This is a genomic window from Streptomyces sp. NBC_01506 (assembly GCF_045040295.1).
GTDB lineage: Bacteria > Actinomycetota > Actinomycetes > Streptomycetales > Streptomycetaceae > Streptomyces.
Window position 1 is genome coordinate 5,408,567 of sequence record NZ_CP109422.1, and the last position, 19,894, is coordinate 5,428,460.

Here is a 19,894-nt window from a genome sequence, read left to right on the forward strand (position 1 = left end):
TATGCCCTCTGAAACGACCAGCGCACCGGTATCGGCGATCGCAGGCGCCGAACCCGGCCTTGGCCTGCGCGAACGCAAGAAACTGCGCACGCGTCACGCAATCCGTGCGGCAGCCCGACTGCTGATCGATGAGCGAGGGTACGAGAACACCACCATCGAGCAGATCGCCGCGGCGGCCGAGGTCTCCCCGAGCACCGTCTTCCGTTACTTCCCCACCAAGGAACACATCGTCCTCACAAACGACTACGCCAATTTCAGCATGGCGTTCCTGCGCGAGCGCCCGGCGGACGAGCCTCCGCTGGCCGCCCTGCGGGCGGTGGTGACGGAGATGGTGCGCAGACTCGCCGAGGACTTCAGCGAGGAGTACCGCTGGCGGCGGGATCTCGTGCGCCAGGTGCCCGCGATGCGGGCCCTGGTGGGCGAATCCCAGGACGGGTGGATCCGTTACGTGAGCGAGGTGCTCGCCGAACGGGCCCGCCTGCCCGCGGACAATCTGGAGCTGCGCGTCCTGGTCGGCGCCGTGACGGGCGCCTTCCACCAGGTGCTGTGGGGAGACCACAGCGAGGACGCCGATCTGGTGGAGATGATCGAACGGGCTCTGGCGGTGCTGGAACACCCGGACGACGTCGGACGCCCGGTGGACACCACGGTCGGAGGCCCGGCTCACACCGGGCGCGGCGACGCGTGAGGCGGTCCGTGAGGCGGTCCGCGAGGCGGTCCGTGAGGCGGTCCGCGAGGCGGTCCGCGAGCGCTCTGTGAGCGCTCTGTGAGGCTTCCCGCCCGTGCGGGAGAAAGGGGCCCCCGGTACTCGGCTGCACCGAGTACCGGGGGCCCCCTTTCCGTCGCGGCGGGTTCGTCAGTCCTTGACGTCGCCCCTGACCTGCCGCTGTACGAACTCGTGGGCCAGGTCGCCGAACTGCTCACCCCACACGAGGGACCTCTCGACCGTCTTCTTGAAGTGGACGCCGCCGTCCACCCGGCTCACGGCACACGCCTTGTCGAACTCGGTCCACGTGGCGAAGTGCACCTGGACGTCCTTGGCGGGGTTGGTCTGCGGCTCCACCAGCGACGAGCCGGCCGGGAAGGTGAACGTCCAGTCCAGTACGTCGGAGCCGAAGTAGCGCCGCGCCGCCTGGGACCCGGCGGAGCACAGCGTCGTGGAGCCCGACGGGTACTCCGGGTGGTCGCCCGTCGTCAGATAGCCGCGCCACTCGTTGGCCGGAAGGTCGTCGACCGTGCCCTTGTGGGGACCGCCCCAGGCCGTCAGCTTGCTGCGGCCGTACAGATGCCGGACTCCGCTGATCGGCCGCACGGCGTCGTAGACCCGCTTCTGATGCCAGCCGGCGATCAGGGTGTCGAACGTCGCCAGGATGGTCTGGAGCGTCCAGTGCGCCCAGCCGTGCACGCCCATCCGGTTGTCCTGATCGTGGTTCTTGGCCACCATGATGGACGAGTAGCCGATGCCCCACAGCTTGTTGTCCATGATCTCGGCGAGCGCCTTGCGCTCGTCGTTGAGCGAGGCCGACGCCTCGATGATCTCGTCCACCGACCGCTTGTAGTCCCGCGCCCGGGTGTGGTCGCTGTGCGTGGGCGGGGCGAGCGGGAACTGCTTCGGGTGCCGGAAGATGTGGGGCTTGGTCAGCCCGGCCTGCGGGGTCACGAAGTGCTGGCTGACGAAGATGCCCATGTCGCCGGGGCCGCCACCGACCCGGCGGCCGTTGTGGGGGCCCAACTGCGGCTGCCAGCGGGAGGGGTTGGACAGCTTGTACGGCGTGTTCACGGGCACGTAGCCGGTGTAGTCCTCCCAGGGCACGGGGTGGTACTTGCGGCCGCCCTCGTAGCCGAGGACGTTCATACCGTCATGGCTCAGGACCCCCCATACGGTCTTGGCCGCCACGTTGCCGATGCCGATCGGGCTGGTCAGGTTCTCCGACTCGTCGTTGGGGTCCAGGCCGAGCGCGGTCATCACCTGCACCAGACCGCCCACGTTACGTGGCAGCAGACGCTTCCAGATTCCGAGCTGGGCGTAGATGACGGCGATGTTCATGTTCCGGTTGGTGGCGGACTCGCTCGCGGGGCGGCGCGGAATCTTGGAGTACACGCCGACCGCGGTCTCGTGGTACGGCGCCAGCGCGTCGAACGCCGACAGCATCGCCGCTCGGTTCGTCCACAGGAAGACGGTCGCGTCCATCGGCCCGATGAACGCCAGGCTGGGCGACTGACCGGCCTGGTCGTCGTCGGGCTGGGCCCACTTGACGTAGTTGTCTCTGTCCAGGTCGAAATCGATCTTGAGTGGCTCGTCGCTGGTGACCGCACCGGCCGTTCGTGAGAAGGCCAGCATGGTCAGGGCGGCGGAGGAGCCGCCGAGCAGCAGCGTTCTGCGGCCCAGCGAGGTGCCGGCGGCAGAGGTGAGTGCGGACGTCGTCATGTTCGTCTTCCTTTTCTTGACGGGGAAGGGCCTGCGGAGGCGAGCCCGCGCAGGCCCTTCGTGAGGCACGGGGTGTCGATGGCCGTGCCGCCCCGGCCTTCGGGCCGCGCGGCGGAGCGGGGGTCAGTCCTTGACGTTGCCGCTGACGTGCCGCTGTACGAACTCGTGGGCCATGTCGCCGAATTGGGAACCGAAGTCCAGGGACCTCTCGACCGTCTTCTTGAAGTGGACGCCACCGTCCACCCGGCTGCTGGCGCACGCGTTCTCGAGGTCGGTGAAGGTGCCGAAGCTGATCTTGAGATCCTTGGCGGGGCCGATTCCCGGCTCCACCAGCGACGAGCCGGCCGGGAACGTGAGCGTCCAGTCCAGGTCGTCGGAGCCGAAGTAGCGCCGCGCCGTCTGCGCGGCGGCGGCACAGATCGTCGTGGAGCCGGACGGATACTCCGGGTGGTCGCTCACCGGCAGATAGCTGGCCCACTCGTTGGCGGGCAGATCGTCGACCGTGCCGATACCCGCACCGCCCCAGCCCGTCAGCTTGCTGCGGCCGTACACGTGCCGTACGGCGCTGAACGGCCGCACCGAGTCGTAGATGGCCTTCTGATGCCAGGCGACGATCAGCGTGTCGAAGGTCGCCAGCAGGTGCTGGAGCGACCAGTGGGCCCAGCCCTGCACGCCCATCTCGTCGTTCTGGTCGTTGTGCCGGGCGACGACGATGGAGGAGTAGCCGATGCCCCAGGTCTTGTTGTCCATGATCTCGGCGAGCGCCTTGCGCTCGTCGGTGAGCGTGGCCGACGCCTCGATGATCTCGTCCACCGACCGCTTGTAGGCACGGGTGTTGGTGTGATCGGTGTGCGTGGGCGGCGCGAGCCGGTACTTGGCCGGGTCCTTGAAGATGTAGGGGTTGGTCAGCCGGATGTGCGGGGTCACGAAGTGCTGGCTGACGAAGATGCCCATGTCGCCGGGGCCGCCGCCGACCCGGCGGCCGTTGTGGGCGCCGAGGAAGGGCTGCCAGCGCGAGGGGTTGGACAGCTTGTACGGCGTGTTCACGGGCACATAGCCGGTGTAGTCCGCCCAGGGTGTGGGGTGGTACTTGCGGCCGCCTTCGTAGCCGAGGGCGTTCATGCCGTCGTTCTTCACGGCCGCCCAGACCGATTTCCCCGCCACGTTGCCGATACCGATCGGGGAGGTCAGGTTCTCCGACTCGTCGTCGGGGTTCAGACCGAGCGCGACCATCAGTTGCCGGATGCCCGCCGTGTCGTTCGGCAGCATGCGCTTCCAGATGGACAGTTGCGCGTAGATGACCGCGATGTTCATGTTCCGGTTGGTGGCGGACTCGCTCGCGGGGCGGCGCGGGATCCGCGAGTGCACGCCGACCGCGGTCTCGTGGTACGGCGCGAGCGCGTCGAAGACCGACATGATCGCCACCCGGCTCGTCCACAGGAAGACGGTCGCGTCCATCGGCCCGATGAACGCCAGCCTGCCCTCCTCGCCGGCCTGCGCCTCGCCGGGCTGGGCCCACTTGATGTAGTTGTCCTTGTCCAGGTCGAGGTCGATCGGGGCCGCCTCGTCGCCGGTGGCGGCGAAGGCCGTGCGGGCGAAGGGCAGTGTGGACAGCGTGGACAGCGCCACGGCCGAGGCGCCGCCGACCATCAGCGATCTGCGGCCCAGCGAGGTGCCCGCGACAGAAGTGTGACCGGAAATCGTCATGGTGATGTTCCTTGTCCCATTTGGTTCCCCCAGGTCGATACCGCGACGCGGCTGCGGCATTTCCATTGTTTGTTTTCTGGTCGACGCCGGTCAATGTCGAGCGGCCGAGCAGTCGAGCCAAATATGCACTTATTCACGCGCTGAATTCCTGGTCCGCCACCGTACTGGTCGCCGCTCAAGTGTCACTAGAAATGAACTAAGGCAGAAATCTTCTTGACATGCCGAGTGCTCGCATCGACCCTTCACGGGGTGGCGAAAGTAGCCGTGCCACGCCCGTTGTCCCTGCTCACCGCAGACAGAATAAATGTCGGGCCGACGTTCTGGTCTCTATTTCTGGAGGAACGATGCTGAGTAGACGATCCCTTCTCCGCGGTGGCGGCGGCATGGCGCTGGCGGCTGCCACTGTCGGGTCATCCATGCGGTCGGCATACGGCAGTGAAGATAAATGGGGGCAATTGCGCAGGCATCTCAAGGGCGATGTGGTGCTGCCTTCCGACCAGGCTTACGACTATTCCAAGCAAGGCGTTCTGGTCGAGCTGGACACCGTGAAACCGCGCGCGATCGTCTACTGCGAGACTCCCCAGGACGTCAGCACGGCCATCAAGTTCGCCGGCGACCACGACATCGCGGTACACACCCGCAGCGGCGGCCACAGCCTGGCCGGCTGGTCCACCGGCCGGGGCATGGTCCTCGACGTCTCCCGGCTCAACGGTGTCTCGGTGGGTGCGGAGACGGTGCGGCTCGGCCCCGGCGTGCAGAGCGTCGACGCGCTGGCCACGCTCAGGCCGTACAACAGGCAGATCGTGACGGGCACTTGTGCCACCGTGCGCCAGGGCGGCTACATCTCGGGCGGGGGCATCGGATTTCAGGTACGGAAGTTCGGCGTCGCGAGCGACCGCCTGGTGTCGGCCCGGATGGTCCTCTCCGACGGCCGGATCGTGCGCGCCTCCGAGCGGTCGCACGCCGATCTCTTCTGGGCCCTGCGCGGCGGTGGCGGCGGCAACTTCGGGGTGGCCGTCGACTTCGAGGTACGTCCGATATCGGCGCCTCGCATGGTGTACTTCGACAGCCTGTGGCCGTGGGACAAGGCCCAGGAGATCATCACGGCCTGGCAGGAGTGGTGCTCCAACGGCTCGAACAACCTCGGTTCGACGCTGAACGTGCTCCTGCGTGACGGCTCCCCGGGCAATGTGCCGATGATCAAGATCAACGGCGGTTACCACGGGCCGCAGTCGGAGATGGAGCAGGCGCTGAACGAACTGGCCGCCGAGGCCGGTGCCACCCCCACCTTCCGTACGGTCAAGGACCTTCCGTACGACGAGGCGATGAAGGCCGTCTACGGCTGCGAACAGTTCACGGTCGAGCAGTGCCACCGCGCCGGCACGAACCCGGACGCCAAGATCCCCCGTACCCCCTTCCTCAGGGAGCGGACCCGGATGCTCGACCGCCCCACGGGCGCCTCCGGGGTGGCCGACCTGCTCACCGTCTTCGAGGCCAACCGCAGGCCGGGCCTGACCACGTACCTCTACCTCACGGCACTGGGCGGAGTCGCCAACGAGGTCCCGCGCGGACAGACCGCGTACGTGCACCGGGGCACGGAGTTCTTCGTGGCCTGCGCGACCCTGCTGCCCAACGCCCAGCCACCGGCGGAGGAGGCCGAGGCCGCGATGCAGTGGCCCATCCAGGCCTTCGACGTCATCGACCCGCTCTCGAGCGGCGAGTCGTACCTCAACTTCCCCAACCCGGACCTGGGGGACTGGCGGCAGGCGTACTACGCCGAGAACTACTCCCGGCTGGTGTCGGTCAAACGCCGGTACGACGCGCCGAACTTCTTCCGGCACGCGCAGAGCATCGGGAGCTGAGCCTGACGCGGGGCGGCGGGCCGGGCTCTCCGGTCAGTCGCTCCGGCCCGCGCGACCGCGACTGCGGGTGTTGGCGTATGCGAGGCGGGCGCTGAGCAGTTCGGCCGGGCTCAGCGGCCGTACGCCGGCCGGGTCGGCGTCCCACTCGCGTCCGCCGCCGAGCGGGCGTAGCTGGAAGTACGGACCCTGCCGGTCGGTGACGACGCCGACGCGGTCACGGGCGGTGTCATGGACGGTGTCCCCGATACGTACGGGCGACGGCGGGGGCGCTTGGGCCTCCGACACCGGCCACACCGGCCGCGCACCGTCTGTCACCGGCCGGCCCCGTCCACGATCACGGCGGCGAGCGCGAGCGCGACGGGGGCGGAGCAGACGCCGAGATGGACCAGGGCGTAGCGCGTGTCCCGCCCGGCCTCGCTGTCGTCGGTGACCGGCCACGGCGTACGGACATCCATGGCGGGCAACTGAATCCCGGCCCGCGTCAGCGCCGCAGCCAACACGTCCCGCGCTTCGACGGCCTCTTGGACCTTGTCCGGGGGGAGAGGGCTGGGCGGGGTACGGCTGGGGAGCGGCGGCTTGGGAGTCGCAGACGTCATGGGGGGTCTCCTTCGGCTCGTTGCTGCGCGACTTCTCCACCCCGACCGACGAATGGTCTGAACTACCGTGCGTGAGGGGTGCATTACGAGAATGCGTCAGCGGGGGAGCGGCCGGGACCGAGGGCGAGGGGTGCTTCCCTCGGTGCCCCGACACGTTCCACACGTTCCACGAAGGGGCCGAACCGGGAAAACGCGCCGGCCGGCACGGTTCATTCGCCCGCGGTGCTCGCGGCGCCTGCGGTGCCTGCGGTGCCCGCGGTGCCTGCGGCGTCCTCGGCCTCCCAGCGAAGCAGGTCTCCCGGCTGGCACTTGAGCACCTCGCAGAGCGCGGCGAGCGTCGCGAAGCGCACCGCCTTGGCGCGGCCGTTCTTGAGTACCGCCAGGTTGGCGGGCGTGATCCCTACGCGGTCGGCGAGTTCGCCCACGGACATCTTCCGCCTGGCAAGCATCACGTCGATGTCGACGGTGATCGGCATCAGATCACCACGTCCAACTCGGCCTGCATCCGCGCCGCTTCGACGTCGCGGGCGACGGCCTGGGCGAGCAGCATCCGCAGCACGAGCACGATGAGCGCGACTCCCAGGATGGCCACGCCGATCCCGCCCATGATGACGGTGACGCCCGGGTCGTCCCCCTGGTCGGGCGCGTTCAGGGCCGTGACCGCGAACCACACAAGAGCAGCCGCGACGATCGCGCCGATGATGAAGTCCACGTACCGGAAGGCGGCGGGGGAGAACACCGTTCCGCGTCGCACCATCGTCACCAGTCGCCATACACAGGCCAGGGCGACCTGGGCCGTTCCGATGCCCAGGATCGTGATCACGCGCAGCGCGGTCAGCGGGAGCGACCCGTCCTCCGGGTCGTTCCCGCTGACCAACGCCCACACCATCACTGCCTGTACGAACACGGTGCCGGTGAGCACCGCCATGAGCACGGCGCGCAGAGCACGCACTGTCAGTTTTCCCATGACCCATCCTTCGATCGAGATACGATGGGAATCTATCGAATCTCGATAGGTGAGGCAAGGGCTAGGAGTGGGCTGGGAGTGGGCGACCCAGTACGCGACCTAGTCCGCGATGTCCTCGCGGAGACCGTCGGAGAACTCCCACCAGGACAGGGCCAGCCAGTCACCGTTGACGAAGGCGTCGACGGCGGAGCCGCTTCCCTGGACAGTCACGGTCGTGCCGGGCGGGTAAACGGTGCCGGACAGTCCTGGTGCGGAGACAAGCAAAGTACCCAATCGTTGAGCGGACATGTCTCGCGGACCTCCCTCATTCATGGTACGGCGCCGACGGTAATTCACCGGAGAATACCGATTTGCCTCATCGGGCAGGGCGGAGAACCATGAGACATGGGTCACGCGGGGGTGGGGCACATCACACACGCGAGCAAGTCGAGCGGAGGTGGCAGCCATGAAGGCCGTCGTATACAAGGGACCTTTCGAAGTCGCGGTCGAAGATGTCGAAAAGCCCAGCATCCAGCATCCGAACGATGTGATCGTACGGATCAGCACCACCGCGATCTGCGGCTCTGACCTGCACATGTACGAGGGCCGCACCGCCGCCGAGCCCGGCATCGTCTTCGGTCACGAGAACATGGGAATCATCGACGAAATCGGCCAGGGCGTCACCGGCCTCAAGAAGGGCGACCGCGTGGTCATGCCCTTCAACGTCGCCTGCGGATTCTGCGCCAACTGCGTCGACGGATTCACCGCATTCTGTACGACCGTCAACCCCGGTTTCGCCGGGGGTGCTTACGGCTACGTCGCCATGGGCCCCTGGAAGGGCGGCCAGGCCGAATACCTGCGCGTTCCCTACGCCGACTTCAACTGCCTGAAGCTGCCGCCGGGACAGGAGCACGAGAGCGATTTCATATTGCTCGCCGACATCTTCCCCACCGGCTATCACGGCTGCGAACTCGCCGACGTCCGCCCCGGCGAGAGCGTCGCGGTGTACGGCGCCGGGCCGGTCGGCCTGATGGCCGCCTACTCGGCCCTGCTGCGCGGCGCCAGGAAGGTCTTCGTCGTGGACCGGGTCCCCGAGCGGCTGGCCAAGGCCGAGGAGATAGGCGCGATTCCGATCAACTTCGGCGAAGGCGACCCGGTCGAGCAGATCAAGGAGCAGACCGGGGGCGTCGGCACGGACAAGGGCATCGACGCCGTGGGCTACCAGGCGAAGGCGCAGAGCGCGGGCCACGAGGAGCCGGCGAGCGTCTTGAACTCCCTCGTCGCAACGGTCCGCGCCACCGGAGCACTCGGCGTACCGGGCCTCTATGTCCCGGCCGACCCCGGCGGCCCTGACGACCAGTCCAAGCAGGGCATGCTTCTCGTCGCCATCGGCAAGCTTTTCGAGAAGGGCCTGCGGATGGGCACGGGTCAGTGCAACGTGAAGAACTACAACCGGTTCCTGCGGGACATGATCATCGACGGCAGGGCGACTCCGAGCTTCGTGGTCTCTCATGAACTGCCCCTGGATCAGGCGGCATCGGCGTACGACAAGTTCGACAAGCGCATCGAGGGCTACACAAAGGTGATGCTGCACCCGTAGCCGTAGCCCTGCGGCAGCTCGTCCGGCTGGTTGTTGCCCGTTTGCCCGGCGTGGGGCCTCGTCGTGAACTACCGTGCGTGACGGACCCGTTACGAACGCGCGGAGGGCAGCACCCATGCCGACGAGACGAGCGGTCACCGGCCGCAGCAGGGAGCCCCGGGCGCGGTTCGCCCAAGAGCTGCGCGCACTGCGCGCCGCACGCGGCGAGAGCCTGCGCCAGCTCGGTGAACGGCTGGGCTGGGACTGGTCGTTGTTCGGCAAAATGGAGAAGGGCGAGACGCTGGGCGGCCCGGAGGTCGTCCAGGCACTCGACACGTATTACGGGACGCCGGGGTTGTTGCTGGCGTTGTGGGAGCTGGCGGTGGGCGACAAGTCGCAGTTCAAGGAGCAGTACCGGCGATACATGTCGTTGGAGGCGGAGGCGACGAGCCTGTGGCACTTCGGAGTCAGTGTGCTGCCGGGGTTGTTGCAGACGGAGGACTACGCGCGTGAGGTGCTGGTGGCGGGCGGGTTCAAGGGGGAGGCGCTTGAGCAGCAGGTTGAAGCGCGGATGGGGCGGCGGGAGTTGCTGGAAGGGGACAGCGCGCCGCCATTCCGAACGATCCTCTCGGAGGCGGTGCTTCGGACACCGTGCAGGGATGCAGGGAAGTGGCGCGAACAGTTGGAGTACTTGGGGGAGTGCGGGGACGTGACCATTCAGGTGTTGCCGCAAAGTGAGGGATTGCACGGTCTGGTGGGAAGCGCAGTGATGTTCCTGCGACTACCGGATGGGCGCCCCGTGGCGTACACCGAGAACACCTACTGGGGCCAACTCATCGAGGAGAGCCCGATGGTCGAACGCTTGCAGCGCGCCTACGATGTGGTGCGCGATCTGGCCCTGTCCCCTGCCAAGTCGCGAAAGTTCGTCCTACGCATGTTGGAGGAAGTGTCATGCGATCCCTCGATCTGAGCATCGTCACCTGGCGTAAGAGCAGTTACAGCAATCCAGACGGTGGCGAGTGCGTCGAGGTCTCTGACGACCTCGCCCCCGTCGTCCCCGTGCGCGACAGCAAGACCCCGCACGGCCCGGTGCTGGCGTTCGACGCGTCCGGCTGGGCTTCGTTCGTCTCGGCCGTGAAGGTCGGAACCTTGGGCACCTGACGCCCAGTTGGAGGTTGCAGCGTGCGATCCATCGACCTGAGCGCCATCACCTGGCGTAAGAGCAGCTACAGCAACTCGGATGGCGGCGCCTGCCTCGAAGTCTCTGACGACTTCGCCAGCGCCGCTAGCTGGCGCAAGAGTTCCTACAGCAACTCGGATGGCGGCGAGTGCGTCGAGGTCTCTGACGACTTCGCCCCCGTCGTCCCCGTGCGCGACAGCAAGACCCCGCACGGCCCGGTGCTGGCGTTCGACGCGTCCGGCTGGGCATCCTTCATCTCGGCCGTGAAGCAAGGCGCGTTGGACGCCTGATCCGCCCCCGTCCAACACCGCCCCGTAGCCCGTTCCCACCGGTCTGCGGGGCGCTTCACCGTCCTCTGGAGATTCGAGAATGGTTGACAGCCAGATGGGCAAGGCGTCTTGGAACTGTTCCTTGCGGAATCTCTTCGGGGAAGTCATGTTCGCGGCTGTCGGCGCGCGGGGGCACGATGACTGGAGACAGGATGCCCTCGATGCCATGCAGTTGAGGACGGGCGATCCCCGTGGCTGGTTGAGGCTGATCAAGGCGCCGGGAGGGCGGGATTACGGCACTGCCCCGGAAAGCCCCTTCGTTGCCGTCACACCCGCCGATTTCGATTCGGTATTCCCTGTGTCCAGGAGGGGCGCGGAACAGATCATGGTCACTCTCCTGGGAGAGTGGTTCCAGGTGGAAGGTATTCCGGAATTCTCCGTACGAGAGGCCGAGTTGACCTCTCATGCGCGAGTGATTCTGGAACGGTTCGGGGGAGACGCGCTGTTCTTCACCAACGCGGCGACGGCGCGAGAGAATCCCCATGCCGACATGTTCCGTCGAGAAGGTGCCTATGAGGGGTTCACCGGGCATGTACTGGACTGCGGTGTCATCGCTCTCTCCGCCACGGAAGTCGGCATCTTCTGGGGCTTTACGATTGACTGAGATCAACCGCAGCATCGAGGGAAACCCATTCACGGGTGCCGTCCGTCCCCTCCGCCCACGCCGTCTGATCCCCCGCCGCCTTAACCGTGAGCCCGTACCGGTCGACGCTCGGGCGGCCAAGGTTCTCCCAACCGGCGTACGCGGCAGCGATCTCGTCCCACAAACGCCGGGGACCGGCTTGGGTGACGGTGAACCGGTCGGCATGCTGGCCGTCGTAGTCGACCGTCGCCCAGGACAGCCCGGTGTCGTCGGCCACGTCGAGCCGTGTGGGAGCGTGCTCCCCGCTCGCGTCCCAGGAGAAATAGGCTCCGGGAACGGCGAGGCCGACGTGGAACTCGGCGTTCAGATCTCCACCGGCCACTGCCCACGGTGACAAGGCCGAGGACGTCACCTGCTCGGGCGGCGGGCCGCTGCCGTCGTCGTCGGCGGGCGCGGGAGTCGACGGGGCAGGTTCCCGCATCGCCATGTACGAGGCGAAGTTGTGGAACCGGCCCTCGCCGCCGCCGCCCCCGTCCGGTGTCGTCGTCAGCACCAGCGTGCCGTAGCCGCCGCACCAGGCGGAGTTCCACGGGGTGACGATGCGTCCGCCCGGTTCGGTCTGTTCCAGCCAGGCCGCCGGAATTCGGTCGACCGAGAACGTGGCGATGATCCGCTCGTACGGAGCCCCGGCCGACCAGCCGGCCCCGGCGTCACCGCGTACCACCCTCGGCGCGTGGCCGACAGCCTTCAGATTCCGTTCCGCCTCCGCCGCGACCGTGGGGTCCAACTCGACGGTGGTGACCGCCTGATCGCCGCAAAGCTGACACAGCAGGGCCGCGTTGAACCCGGTGCCCGCGCCCAGTTCGAGAACGCGCCGCCCTGCCGACTCGCGGTCCAGATCCAGGTCCGCCAGAGCGAGCGTGCGGAGCACCATGGAGGGCATGGACGCCGACGACGTCGGAACTCCGTCGGTGAGCTGCGTGACGAGCGGCGCGTCGCTGTAGGCCGCGCTCAGCCAGTCGTCCGGGTCTGTGGCCCGGTCGCACGGCCGGTAGCCGCCCTCCCCGTCGCGCGGCCAGATGACAGCCGGAAGAAACAGATGCCTCGGTACCGCGCGCATAGCGCGGTCGAGAGCGGGCGGCAACGGCCGGACGAGTTGGGCGACCTCGGCGAGGAACTGCTCCGTGTGGGCAGCCAACACCGCTGTTGTGCTCACCGCACCTACTTCTTGTCCGGGGCAGGCGGCGGTGGTGTCGGCTGCGGCGGCGAGAGGGGACGGTTTGGCTGGTGAACATCATCGCCAATGGGGTTGCGGTGTTTGGCCAGTGCCGCGTCCATACGTGCCTCCAGAAGGCGTGGATTTCCTTTTCCACCGTAGGAAATGATGCCCGGTCCGTGCAGGGCGCATTGGTGGCCGGGAGCGGGGATAGCCCCTTCTGTCCGTGATCACGGGAGTTCCACGCTTCCGGACCACGCTTCCGGACCACCCGTAACGGCTGCGTCGGAAGGTGGTGTTGGGTCCACCCCAGCGGTGGCGTTGGACCGCTGGTGGGCCGAGTGGGCCGTTTATAGCGTCGTACCCATGATGAATGCGACGAACGAAGAACGAACAGGTGCCACCCGCCGGTCGGCGTTGCGTGGCCTGGGACTCGCGGTGGGGGGCGTGGCACTGGCCACCGGGCTCGGTGCCTCGCCGGCGGCGGCGGACCCGCGTCGCGGGATCACCACCTATGTGCTGGTGCACGGCACCCACAGCGCGGGCGCGTTCTGGACGCCCATCGCGCGGGAGCTGACCCTGCGCGGTCCCCGCGTCGTCACGGTGGACCAGCCGGGGCACGGCGCGGAGGCTTTCGTGCCGGAGGCGTATCAGCGCCAGGACCTCAAGGCGATGGCGACCGAGCCGTCGCCGCTGAAGGGCGTCGGGCTGGAGGAGTACGAGGCGCGGGTGACGGGCGTCGTGCGGCGGGCGGCACGCAACGGCTCGGTGGTGCTGGTCGGGCACAGCCTGGGCGGCGTATCGGTCAGCCGCGTCGCCGACGCCGTCCCGCATCTGCTGGACCACATCTGCTACATGGCGGCCTTCTGTCCCAGCCGTGCCCTGCCCACGGCGGACGCCTGCACGGCGGCACCCGAGAACGCGAACGCCGTCAGCCCGGTCGAGCTGACGGTGGGCGACCCGGACCGGCTCGGTGTACTGCGACTCAACTTCCGTACAGGAGACAGCCATGAACTCGCCCTCCTGAAGGAGATGATCTGCGCGGACTACCCCGACGCCGATTACCGCCGGATACTCGCCGGCATGCAGACCGACGAGCCCATCACCGCGTACGCGGGCCGGGCGGTCGGCCGGGTCGCCAACTGGGGACGCGTTCCCCGCACCTACCTGCGCTTCGGCAAGGACCGTACGATCGCCACCGCACTCCAGGACAGGATGATCGCGGAGGCCGACGCGATCACACCCGGCAACAGGTTCCGCGTGCGCAATTTCCCGGAGGCGTCACACGTCGGCCCGCTGGATCCCACCCCGGTCGCGGAAGCCCTGGACATGCTCGCTTGATTGATGCGGCGCACGCTGCCACCCTCTGAACCTCGCGCACCACAAGGGACCGCGCAAGGAAAGACGGAGACCACGTGACGCTCGTCGCGACCGCGCACGAGCGCGGCATCACCACCTTGATCATGGACGCGCCGGCCAAGCGCAACGCTCTGTCGGCGCGGCTGGTGGGTGAGTTGGGCGAGGCGCTCGCCGACTGCGCCAAGGACACGTCCGTACGCGCCGTGGTCCTCAGCCACACCGGCACCACCTTCTGCGCGGGGGCCGATCTGAAGGAGCCGCCGAACCCGTACACCTTCGTCGCGCTCCTGCGGCAGATCGTGGAGCACCCCAAGCCCGTTGTCGCCCGTGTCACCGGTCATGTCCGGGCCGGTGGCCTCGGGCTGCTCGGGGCCTGCGACATCGTGGTCGCGTCCAGCGACTCGGACTTCGCCTTCACGGAGGTACGGATCGGTGTCGCGCCCGCCGTCATCTCGATGCCGCTGCTGCCCCGGATGACACCGCGCGCCGCCGCCCGGCACTACCTCACCGGCGAGACGTTCGGCGCGGCCGAGGCCGTCACGGACGGGCTCGTCACCCAGGCCGCCGACGACGTGGACAGCGCGCTCACCCCGCTGCTGGACGCCCTGCGCCGGGGGTCCCCGCAGGGCCTGGCCGAGTCCAAGAAGCTGCTCACCGCTGGGGTGTTGGAGACCTTCGACCGGTACGCGGAGGACCTGGTCCAGCGCTCGGCGTCCCTCTTCGCCACGGCCGAGGCCCGCGAGGGCATGGCGGCCTTCCTCGAACGGCGGGACGCGGCGTGGGTGCGCTAGGTCAGGGCCTAGCCGCGCCCAAGCAGGACCGCAGCCGCGCCACCCGGCGACGGCTGCTGGAGGCCGCCGTCTCCTGCCTCGCCGAACACGGCTGGGCGGGCTCCACCGTCTCCGTCGTCGCCGAACGCGCCGGGGTGTCGCGTGGCGCGGCGCAGCACCACTTCCCCACCCGCGAGGACCTGTTCACGGCGGCCGTCGAGTACGTCGCCGAGGAACGCTCCACCGCCCTGCGCGCCCTCGGGCCCGCCGGGCCGACCCGCCGCCGCGAGGTGGTCGAGGCGGTCGTCGCGCTCTACACCGGGACGCTGTTCCGGGCCGCGCTGCATCTGTGGGTCGCCGCCTCCGACGAGGAGCAACTGCGGCCCCGCGTCACCGAACTCGAAGCGCGGGTCGGCCGCGAGGCGCACCGTATGACCGTCGAACTCCTGGGCGCCGACGAGTCCGTGCCCGGCGTACGCGAGACCGTCCAGGGCCTGCTGGACATGGCGCGCGGCCTGGGGCTGGCCACGCTCCTGACGGACGACACGCAGCGGCGGAACCGGGTGGTCGCGCAGTGGGCCAGGATCCTGGAAACGGCGCTGGGCTGACGGGGACGGCGGGGACGGCGGGGACGGCGGTGGCGGTGGAAGGCGTGTTCGTGATCGTCGCGGCGGGTGCCGTACTCATGGCGGCCGGGGCGGTCTGGAAGGGGCAGGTGCGCAAGCCGTATCTGCGGGTGCGCGCGCGGAACGTCAAGAACCGGCGGCTGCCCCGCGATCTGCGCCGCTCCGCCGACATGGCGATCGCGGCGGCCCGCCACGCGGCGGCGGCGGACGAACCGGCGATCGTCCGGGTCGACGACGTACTGACCGTGGCCGCCGAGCACTTCGGCCACGCCACCGTGCCACGCGAATCGGCGGCGGTCGCGCTGCGCGAGCGCTACGAGTGGAACCGCTGCGACGGGGACTGTGTGACGGACGCGTACGAGAACCAGGGCCTGTAGTTCACGTGCGGGATCGGCCGGTGATGCCGTCCAGGACGGTGGTCAGGTTGTGGTCGAACGTCTCCTCGGCGTCGAGGTGGGCGCCTTCGATGACGAGCCGCGCGACGGTGGGGTACTTGCCGGTCTGCAACATGCGGGTGAGGTAGGGGCCGAGGCCGGCCTGAAAGGCGGCCTCGTCGGTGCCGGTGGCACGGGCGGTGCGTCGCTCGGTGACCTCGCTGCGGACCGCTCCGACGAGGAAGGCGTTGAGGGCGCCCAAGGTCCGCTGGAGACCGTCGACGCCGCGCACGCCGGGCGCCCGGCTCAGTGCCGCCGCGGTCGCTTCGCCCACGGCGAGCGCGTGAGGTCCCAAGTGCGGCCTTCCGCCGAGCAGATCGGCGAACCACTCGTGGTCGAGGGCGGCGGCACGGGTCGCGTGGGCGATGGCCAGCACCGTGGCGCGCCACGGTGCCGAGTCTGAGTCCGAGCCCGAGTCCGAGTCCGAGTCCGAGCCCGTCTCGGCGATCCGGGCATAGACGACGTCGACCATCAGATCGAGCAGTTCGGATCTGTTGGCCACGTAGTCGTAGAGCCGCATCGGACCGACGCCGAGTTCTTTGGCGAGCTTGCGGACCGACAGACCGTCGAGGCCGTGCGCGTCGGCAAGCCGGATCGCCGTAGTCGCGATCTTCTCGCGGCTCAACGGCACGGGCGCCGCCCGCGGTTGAGGTTCGGGCCGTTCCCAAACGGGCGGCGTCTCGCTACCGTACGGTGTATCCACAGATACAGTGTACGGGAAGGGTGGCGGAATGCGCATAGCGATCGCCGGTGGCGGCCTCGGCGGGCTGACACTGGCACGGGTCCTGCACCGGCTCGGCATCGACGCGGTGGTGTACGAGCGCGAGGCGGGCCGGTCCGCCCGGCAGCAGGGCGGCTCGCTCGACCTGCACCCGGAGTCCGGGCAACACGCCCTGGCCGAGGCGGGTCTCGACGGCCGGTTCCGGTCGCGGGCGCGGCCCGAGGGCGAGGAACACCGCATCCTCGACCCGGCCGGCCGGACCCTGGTCCACCATGAGCCGCAGCCCGGCTCGTTCGACGGACGTCCCGAGATCGACCGCGGCGCACTGCGTGATCTTCTGCTCGACTCCCTCCCCGGCGACACCGTCGTCTGGGGGCACCGGCTCGCCGCCGCGACCCCACGACCTGACGGGGGCTGGGAGTTGACGTTCCACGGCGGCCACCGCACCAACTGCGACATCCTCATCGGCGCGGACGGCGCGCGCTCGGTCGTCCGGCCGCTGCTGACCGACGTCCAACTGTCCTACGTGGCCACCCTCGTGGAGCTGACCGTCGAAGACGTCGACCGGCGCCGTCCCGATCTCGCCGAGCTGGTCGGGCCCGGGAACCTGTGGTGCGTCGGCGTGAACCAGATCCTGGCGGCCCAACGCCTCGGCGACGGCGCACTGCGTGTCGGGATCTCGCTGCGCGCACCGGACCGCCCCGTCGACACGTACTGCGGCAAGCGCGCTCTGCTGGAGATGTTCGACGGCTGGGACCCTCGCCTGACCGCACTCATCGAGGCCGGCGACGGCGCGCCGGTGCCGCGCGCGATCGAGACGATGCCCATCGGTACGCGCTGGTCCGGCCGGCCGGGCGTCACCCTCATCGGCGACGCCGCGCACCTCATGCCGCCGGTCGGCGAGGGCGCCAACCAGGCCATGCTCGACGGCGCCGAACTCGCCGGCCGGCTCGCCGCCGACCCCGCCGACCCGCACTCGGCGATCCGGACGTACGAGGAGGCGATGTTCACCAGGTCCCACGCGATCGCCGAAATGTCCGCACGGGTCCAGGCGATGATGCTGTCCCCGACCGCGGCCGAAGACATCGTCCGCTTCTTCACGGCCCGGCCCGCCGAACCGGCAGCGCCAGCAGGGTGAGAACCGCACAACGTTCGTCCGGCGGCCGGGCAAGCGATCACTCAGCGGTCAGCGGTCAGGACGCTATGGCGTCGTACCCCGGGATCTCGCGCGGGTCGCGCGACCCCGGGCCCACATACCGCGCCGAGGGCCGCACCAGCCGGCCCGTCCGCTTCTGCTCCAGGATGTGCGCCGACCAGCCCGCCGTACGCGCGCAGGTGAACATCGACGTGAACATGTTCGCCGGCACCTCCGCGAAGTCCAGCATGATCGCCGCCCAGAACTCCACGTTCGTCGCCAGCACCCGGTCCGGGCGGCGCGCGTGCAGCTCCGCCAGGGCCGCCTTCTCCAGCGCCTCGGCCACCTCGTAACGCGGCGCGTCAAGCTCCTTCGCCGTACGCCGCAGCACCCGCGCGCGCGGGTCCTCCGCCCGGTACACGCGGTGGCCGAAGCCCATCAGCCGCTCGCCCTTGTCGAGCGCCTGCTTCACCCAGGCCGTGGCGTCGCCCAGCCGCTCGATCTCCTCGATCATGCCGAGGACGCGCGACGGGGCGCCGCCGTGCAGCGGTCCGGACATGGCGCCCACGGCCCCCGACAGGGCCGCCGCGACGTCCGCGCCGGTGGAGGCGATGACGCGGGCGGTGAACGTCGAGGCGTTCATGCCGTGCTCGGCCGCCGACGTCCAGTACGCGTCGACCGCCTTGACGTGCCGGGGGTCGGGCTCCCCGCGCCAGCGGATCATGAAGCGCTCGACCACCGACTCCGCCTTGTCGATCTCGCTCTGCGGCACCATCGGCACCCCCTGGCCGCGCGCCGACTGCGCCACGTACGACAGGGCCATGACGGCGGCCCGCGCCAGCTCGTCGCGCGCCGTGGCCTCGTCGGTGTCGAGGAGCGGTTTGAGGCCCCAGACGGGGGCGAGCATCGCGAGCGCCGACTGCACGTCGACGCGGATGTCGCCGGAGTGGACGGGGAGGGGGAAGGGCTCGGCGGGCGGCAGACCGGGATTGAAGGCGCCGTCGACGAGCAGGCCCCACACGTTCCCGTAGGAAACGCGGCCGACCAGATCCTCGATGTCGACGCCCCGGTAACGGAGGGCACCGCCCTCCTTGTCCGGTTCGGCGATCTCCGTCTCGAAAGCGATGACTCCCTCGAGTCCGGGTACGAAATCGGACATCAGGCGGCTCCTCTGGTGTGACGGACGCGGAAGCGTGCGGCTGAACCGGGAGCACGGCTTACGGCCTACGGCCCGCGGTCCGGTGTCAGAAGTTGTCGGCGCCGGCACGGATCCGCGGTCGTTGTCCTACGACTCGCGGTCCGGAACGGTCATCCGTTACTCACCGTCCTGCCCAGCTCGGTCATCGAATCAACCATGCCACGCCCTCGGCATTGCGCGAGGATGGGTCGCGTGCCTCACACTCCGCCCCCCGAGACCGTCGACGTCCCCGCCGAGACCCCCGATCCCGCCGAGACGCCCGATCCCGCCGTCATGCGCGAGCAGTACCGCACGGCCGCGTTCCTGGAGAGCGACCTCGCCGCCGGACCGATGGACCAGTTCGCGAGCTGGTTCAAGGACGCGGTGGCCGGCGGGCTGCACGAGCCGAACGCGATGGTGGTCTCCACCGCGACCCCCGACGGCCGCCCGTCGTCCCGCACGGTGCTGCTCAAGGGGTACGACGAGCGGGGCTTCGTCTTCTTCACCAACTACGGGTCCCGCAAGGGCCGCGAGATCGAGGCGAACCGTTACGTCGGCCTCCTCTTCCCCTGGCACCCGCTGGCCCGCCAGGTCATCGTCACCGGTACGGCGTCCCGCGTCAGCCACGAGGAGACGGCGGCGTACTTCCGTACCCGCCCGCACGGCTCCCAGCTCGGCGCCTGGGCGAGCGACCAGTCCGCGCCGATCGGCTCGCGCGCCGAACTGCTGGAGCGGTACGAGAAGCTGGACGGCCGCTACGGGGCCGACGAGCAGGTCCCGGTCCCGCCGCACTGGGGCGGCATCCGGGTCGCGCCGGACGCGGTCGAGTTCTGGCAGGGGCACGAGAACCGGCTGCACGACCGGCTGCGGTACGTGACGGAGGCGGCGGGCTGGCGGGTGGAGCGGCTCTGCCCGTGAACCGGTAGGAACCGGCAACGCAGACGACCCGCGTGCTCAGGTTCCTCCGGGGAGGAGCCGGCCGGACTTACCGGCGAGCACGCGGGTCGGGTGACTGCTTGGATTGGGCCGGTGGTTCACCGGCACCGCACGTGTGCGACGACGGGCGTCAGCCCGCAGCCACCTCACTTGTCCGGATTGAAATCACTTCCGAACCACCTCCCTTCTAGTGTGCTCACCACCCTAGGAAGGCGTCCGTCGACCCACAAGTGATTATTTTGGATTTCCACCGCACAACGATTTCCGGGAACCAGGTGTGTGCTGAGTCACGTTCGAGTTGAATGATCGT

23 protein-coding genes are annotated in these 19,894 nt (G+C 69.0%); 13 read left to right on the forward strand and 10 right to left on the reverse strand.

The window, feature by feature from the left end:
- Window position 1 precedes the first annotated feature (1 nt).
- Window positions 2-688, forward strand: coding sequence for a TetR/AcrR family transcriptional regulator (locus OG329_RS23975; RefSeq protein WP_405797954.1), 687 nt, complete (start codon window positions 2-4; stop codon window positions 686-688).
- Window positions 689-856: 168 nt separating this feature from the next.
- Here OG329_RS23975 and OG329_RS23980 read toward each other — a convergent pair whose 3' ends face one another.
- Together OG329_RS23980 and OG329_RS23985 are read right to left on the reverse strand one after the other, a co-directional pair.
- Window positions 857-2,428 (reverse strand): DUF6851 domain-containing protein, encoded by a 1,572-nt coding sequence (locus OG329_RS23980; RefSeq protein WP_405797956.1) that lies wholly within the window; start codon window positions 2,426-2,428, stop codon window positions 857-859.
- A 123-nt stretch (window positions 2,429-2,551) separates the two neighbouring features.
- Window positions 2,552-4,135, reverse strand: coding sequence for a DUF6851 domain-containing protein (locus OG329_RS23985; protein ID WP_405797957.1), 1,584 nt, complete (start codon window positions 4,133-4,135; stop codon window positions 2,552-2,554).
- Window positions 4,136-4,590: 455 nt separating this feature from the next.
- On the opposite strand from OG329_RS23985, the gene OG329_RS23990 reads away from it, so the two are divergent.
- Complete coding sequence (locus OG329_RS23990; protein ID WP_405797958.1) at window positions 4,591-5,997, forward strand: FAD-dependent oxidoreductase; 1,407 nt, start codon at window positions 4,591-4,593, stop codon at window positions 5,995-5,997.
- Between the two features lie 33 nt (window positions 5,998-6,030).
- On the opposite strand, the gene OG329_RS23995 is transcribed toward OG329_RS23990, so the two are convergent.
- The 5 genes from OG329_RS23995 to OG329_RS24015 form a co-directional block, all read right to left on the reverse strand.
- A complete protein-coding gene (locus OG329_RS23995; protein ID WP_405801987.1) occupies window positions 6,031-6,243 on the reverse strand; it encodes a hypothetical protein in 213 nt (70 codons plus the stop codon).
- A gap of 65 nt (window positions 6,244-6,308) precedes the next feature.
- On the reverse strand, window positions 6,309-6,593 hold the full coding sequence (locus tag OG329_RS24000) for a hypothetical protein (RefSeq protein WP_405797959.1): 285 nt from the start codon (window positions 6,591-6,593) through the stop codon (window positions 6,309-6,311).
- A 209-nt stretch (window positions 6,594-6,802) separates the two neighbouring features.
- Window positions 6,803-7,069, reverse strand: coding sequence for a helix-turn-helix domain-containing protein (locus OG329_RS24005; protein WP_405797961.1), 267 nt, complete (start codon window positions 7,067-7,069; stop codon window positions 6,803-6,805).
- Window positions 7,069-7,560: a DUF2975 domain-containing protein gene (locus tag OG329_RS24010; protein WP_405797962.1), complete on the reverse strand. Its 492-nt coding sequence runs from the start codon at window positions 7,558-7,560 to the stop codon at window positions 7,069-7,071. Before OG329_RS24010 ends, OG329_RS24005 begins: the two co-directional genes overlap by 1 nt.
- Window positions 7,561-7,659: 99 nt before the next feature.
- Window positions 7,660-7,848, reverse strand: a complete 189-nt coding sequence (locus tag OG329_RS24015) for a hypothetical protein (RefSeq protein WP_405797964.1) — start codon at window positions 7,846-7,848, stop codon at window positions 7,660-7,662.
- A gap of 157 nt (window positions 7,849-8,005) precedes the next feature.
- On the opposite strand from OG329_RS24015, the gene OG329_RS24020 reads away from it, so the two are divergent.
- From OG329_RS24020 to OG329_RS24040, 5 genes are all read left to right on the forward strand, one after another.
- Window positions 8,006-9,139, forward strand: coding sequence for a glutathione-independent formaldehyde dehydrogenase (locus OG329_RS24020; protein WP_405797965.1), 1,134 nt, complete (start codon window positions 8,006-8,008; stop codon window positions 9,137-9,139).
- Window positions 9,140-9,254: 115 nt separating this feature from the next.
- Window positions 9,255-10,088 carry a helix-turn-helix domain-containing protein gene (locus OG329_RS24025; RefSeq protein ID WP_405797966.1) on the forward strand — a complete coding sequence of 278 codons (834 nt, stop codon included), beginning with the start codon at window positions 9,255-9,257 and terminating at the stop codon, window positions 10,086-10,088.
- A complete protein-coding gene (locus OG329_RS24030) occupies window positions 10,070-10,279 on the forward strand; it encodes a DUF397 domain-containing protein (protein WP_405797968.1) in 210 nt (69 codons plus the stop codon). Before OG329_RS24025 ends, OG329_RS24030 begins: the two co-directional genes overlap by 19 nt.
- Window positions 10,280-10,300: 21 nt before the next feature.
- Entirely contained in the window at window positions 10,301-10,588 is a 288-nt protein-coding gene (locus OG329_RS24035) for a DUF397 domain-containing protein (protein WP_405797969.1), read from the forward strand.
- Between the two features lie 79 nt (window positions 10,589-10,667).
- Window positions 10,668-11,231 (forward strand): hypothetical protein, encoded by a 564-nt coding sequence (locus tag OG329_RS24040; RefSeq protein ID WP_405797971.1) that lies wholly within the window; start codon window positions 10,668-10,670, stop codon window positions 11,229-11,231.
- On the opposite strand, the gene OG329_RS24045 is transcribed toward OG329_RS24040, so the two are convergent.
- Window positions 11,218-12,426 (reverse strand): methyltransferase domain-containing protein, encoded by a 1,209-nt coding sequence (locus OG329_RS24045; RefSeq protein WP_405797973.1) that lies wholly within the window; start codon window positions 12,424-12,426, stop codon window positions 11,218-11,220. The genes OG329_RS24040 and OG329_RS24045 overlap by 14 nt on opposite strands.
- Window positions 12,427-12,864: 438 nt before the next feature.
- On the opposite strand from OG329_RS24045, the gene OG329_RS24050 reads away from it, so the two are divergent.
- From OG329_RS24050 to OG329_RS24065, 4 genes are all read left to right on the forward strand, one after another.
- A complete protein-coding gene (locus tag OG329_RS24050) occupies window positions 12,865-13,767 on the forward strand; it encodes an alpha/beta hydrolase (RefSeq protein ID WP_405801989.1) in 903 nt (300 codons plus the stop codon).
- 74 nt (window positions 13,768-13,841) lie between these two features.
- Window positions 13,842-14,576, forward strand: coding sequence for an enoyl-CoA hydratase family protein (locus tag OG329_RS24055; RefSeq protein WP_405797974.1), 735 nt, complete (start codon window positions 13,842-13,844; stop codon window positions 14,574-14,576).
- Window positions 14,564-15,163, forward strand: coding sequence for a TetR/AcrR family transcriptional regulator (locus OG329_RS24060; protein WP_405797976.1), 600 nt, complete (start codon window positions 14,564-14,566; stop codon window positions 15,161-15,163). The genes OG329_RS24055 and OG329_RS24060 overlap by 13 nt, the downstream gene beginning before the upstream one ends.
- A 44-nt stretch (window positions 15,164-15,207) precedes the next feature.
- Window positions 15,208-15,558, forward strand: coding sequence for a hypothetical protein (locus OG329_RS24065; RefSeq protein WP_405797977.1), 351 nt, complete (start codon window positions 15,208-15,210; stop codon window positions 15,556-15,558).
- A 1-nt stretch (window position 15,559) separates the two neighbouring features.
- On the opposite strand, the gene OG329_RS24070 is transcribed toward OG329_RS24065, so the two are convergent.
- The gene (locus OG329_RS24070; RefSeq protein ID WP_405797979.1) at window positions 15,560-16,246 is read right to left on the reverse strand and encodes a TetR/AcrR family transcriptional regulator; all 687 of its coding nucleotides are present in this window, start codon (window positions 16,244-16,246) and stop codon (window positions 15,560-15,562) included.
- 100 nt (window positions 16,247-16,346) lie between these two features.
- On the opposite strand from OG329_RS24070, the gene OG329_RS24075 reads away from it, so the two are divergent.
- Complete coding sequence (locus OG329_RS24075; protein ID WP_405797981.1) at window positions 16,347-17,474, forward strand: FAD-dependent oxidoreductase; 1,128 nt, start codon at window positions 16,347-16,349, stop codon at window positions 17,472-17,474.
- 55 nt (window positions 17,475-17,529) lie between these two features.
- Here the strand turns inward: OG329_RS24075 and OG329_RS24080 are convergent, their stop codons facing one another.
- Complete coding sequence (locus OG329_RS24080; RefSeq protein ID WP_405797983.1) at window positions 17,530-18,630, reverse strand: citrate synthase 2; 1,101 nt, start codon at window positions 18,628-18,630, stop codon at window positions 17,530-17,532.
- Window positions 18,631-18,852: 222 nt separating this feature from the next.
- Between OG329_RS24080 and pdxH the strand changes: the two genes are divergently transcribed.
- Complete coding sequence (gene pdxH, locus OG329_RS24085; RefSeq protein ID WP_405797984.1) at window positions 18,853-19,566, forward strand: pyridoxamine 5'-phosphate oxidase; 714 nt, start codon at window positions 18,853-18,855, stop codon at window positions 19,564-19,566.
- Window positions 19,567-19,894 lie beyond the last annotated feature (328 nt).

Bases quoted from the DNA above. Each gene is read 5' to 3' on its own strand.
- OG329_RS24020 (WP_405797965.1), top strand. From the start codon at position 8,006: ATGAAGGCCGTCGTATACAAGGGACCTTTCGAAGTCGCGGTCGAAGAT.
- OG329_RS24015 (WP_405797964.1), bottom strand. From the start codon at position 7,848: ATGTCCGCTCAACGATTGGGTACTTTGCTTGTCTCCGCACCAGGACTG.
- OG329_RS23975 (WP_405797954.1), top strand. From the start codon at position 2: ATGCCCTCTGAAACGACCAGCGCACCGGTATCGGCGATCGCAGGCGCC.
- OG329_RS24030 (WP_405797968.1), top strand. From the start codon at position 10,070: ATGCGATCCCTCGATCTGAGCATCGTCACCTGGCGTAAGAGCAGTTAC.
- pdxH (WP_405797984.1), top strand. From the start codon at position 18,853: ATGGGTCGCGTGCCTCACACTCCGCCCCCCGAGACCGTCGACGTCCCC.
- OG329_RS23985 (WP_405797957.1), bottom strand. From the start codon at position 4,135: ATGACGATTTCCGGTCACACTTCTGTCGCGGGCACCTCGCTGGGCCGC.
- OG329_RS23980 (WP_405797956.1), bottom strand. From the start codon at position 2,428: ATGACGACGTCCGCACTCACCTCTGCCGCCGGCACCTCGCTGGGCCGC.
- OG329_RS24025 (WP_405797966.1), top strand. From the start codon at position 9,255: ATGCCGACGAGACGAGCGGTCACCGGCCGCAGCAGGGAGCCCCGGGCG.
- OG329_RS24075 (WP_405797981.1), top strand. From the start codon at position 16,347: ATGCGCATAGCGATCGCCGGTGGCGGCCTCGGCGGGCTGACACTGGCA.
- OG329_RS24010 (WP_405797962.1), bottom strand. From the start codon at position 7,560: ATGGGAAAACTGACAGTGCGTGCTCTGCGCGCCGTGCTCATGGCGGTG.
- OG329_RS24080 (WP_405797983.1), bottom strand. From the start codon at position 18,630: ATGTCCGATTTCGTACCCGGACTCGAGGGAGTCATCGCTTTCGAGACG.
- OG329_RS24000 (WP_405797959.1), bottom strand. From the start codon at position 6,593: ATGACGTCTGCGACTCCCAAGCCGCCGCTCCCCAGCCGTACCCCGCCC.
- OG329_RS24005 (WP_405797961.1), bottom strand. From the start codon at position 7,069: ATGCCGATCACCGTCGACATCGACGTGATGCTTGCCAGGCGGAAGATG.
- OG329_RS24040 (WP_405797971.1), top strand. From the start codon at position 10,668: ATGGTTGACAGCCAGATGGGCAAGGCGTCTTGGAACTGTTCCTTGCGG.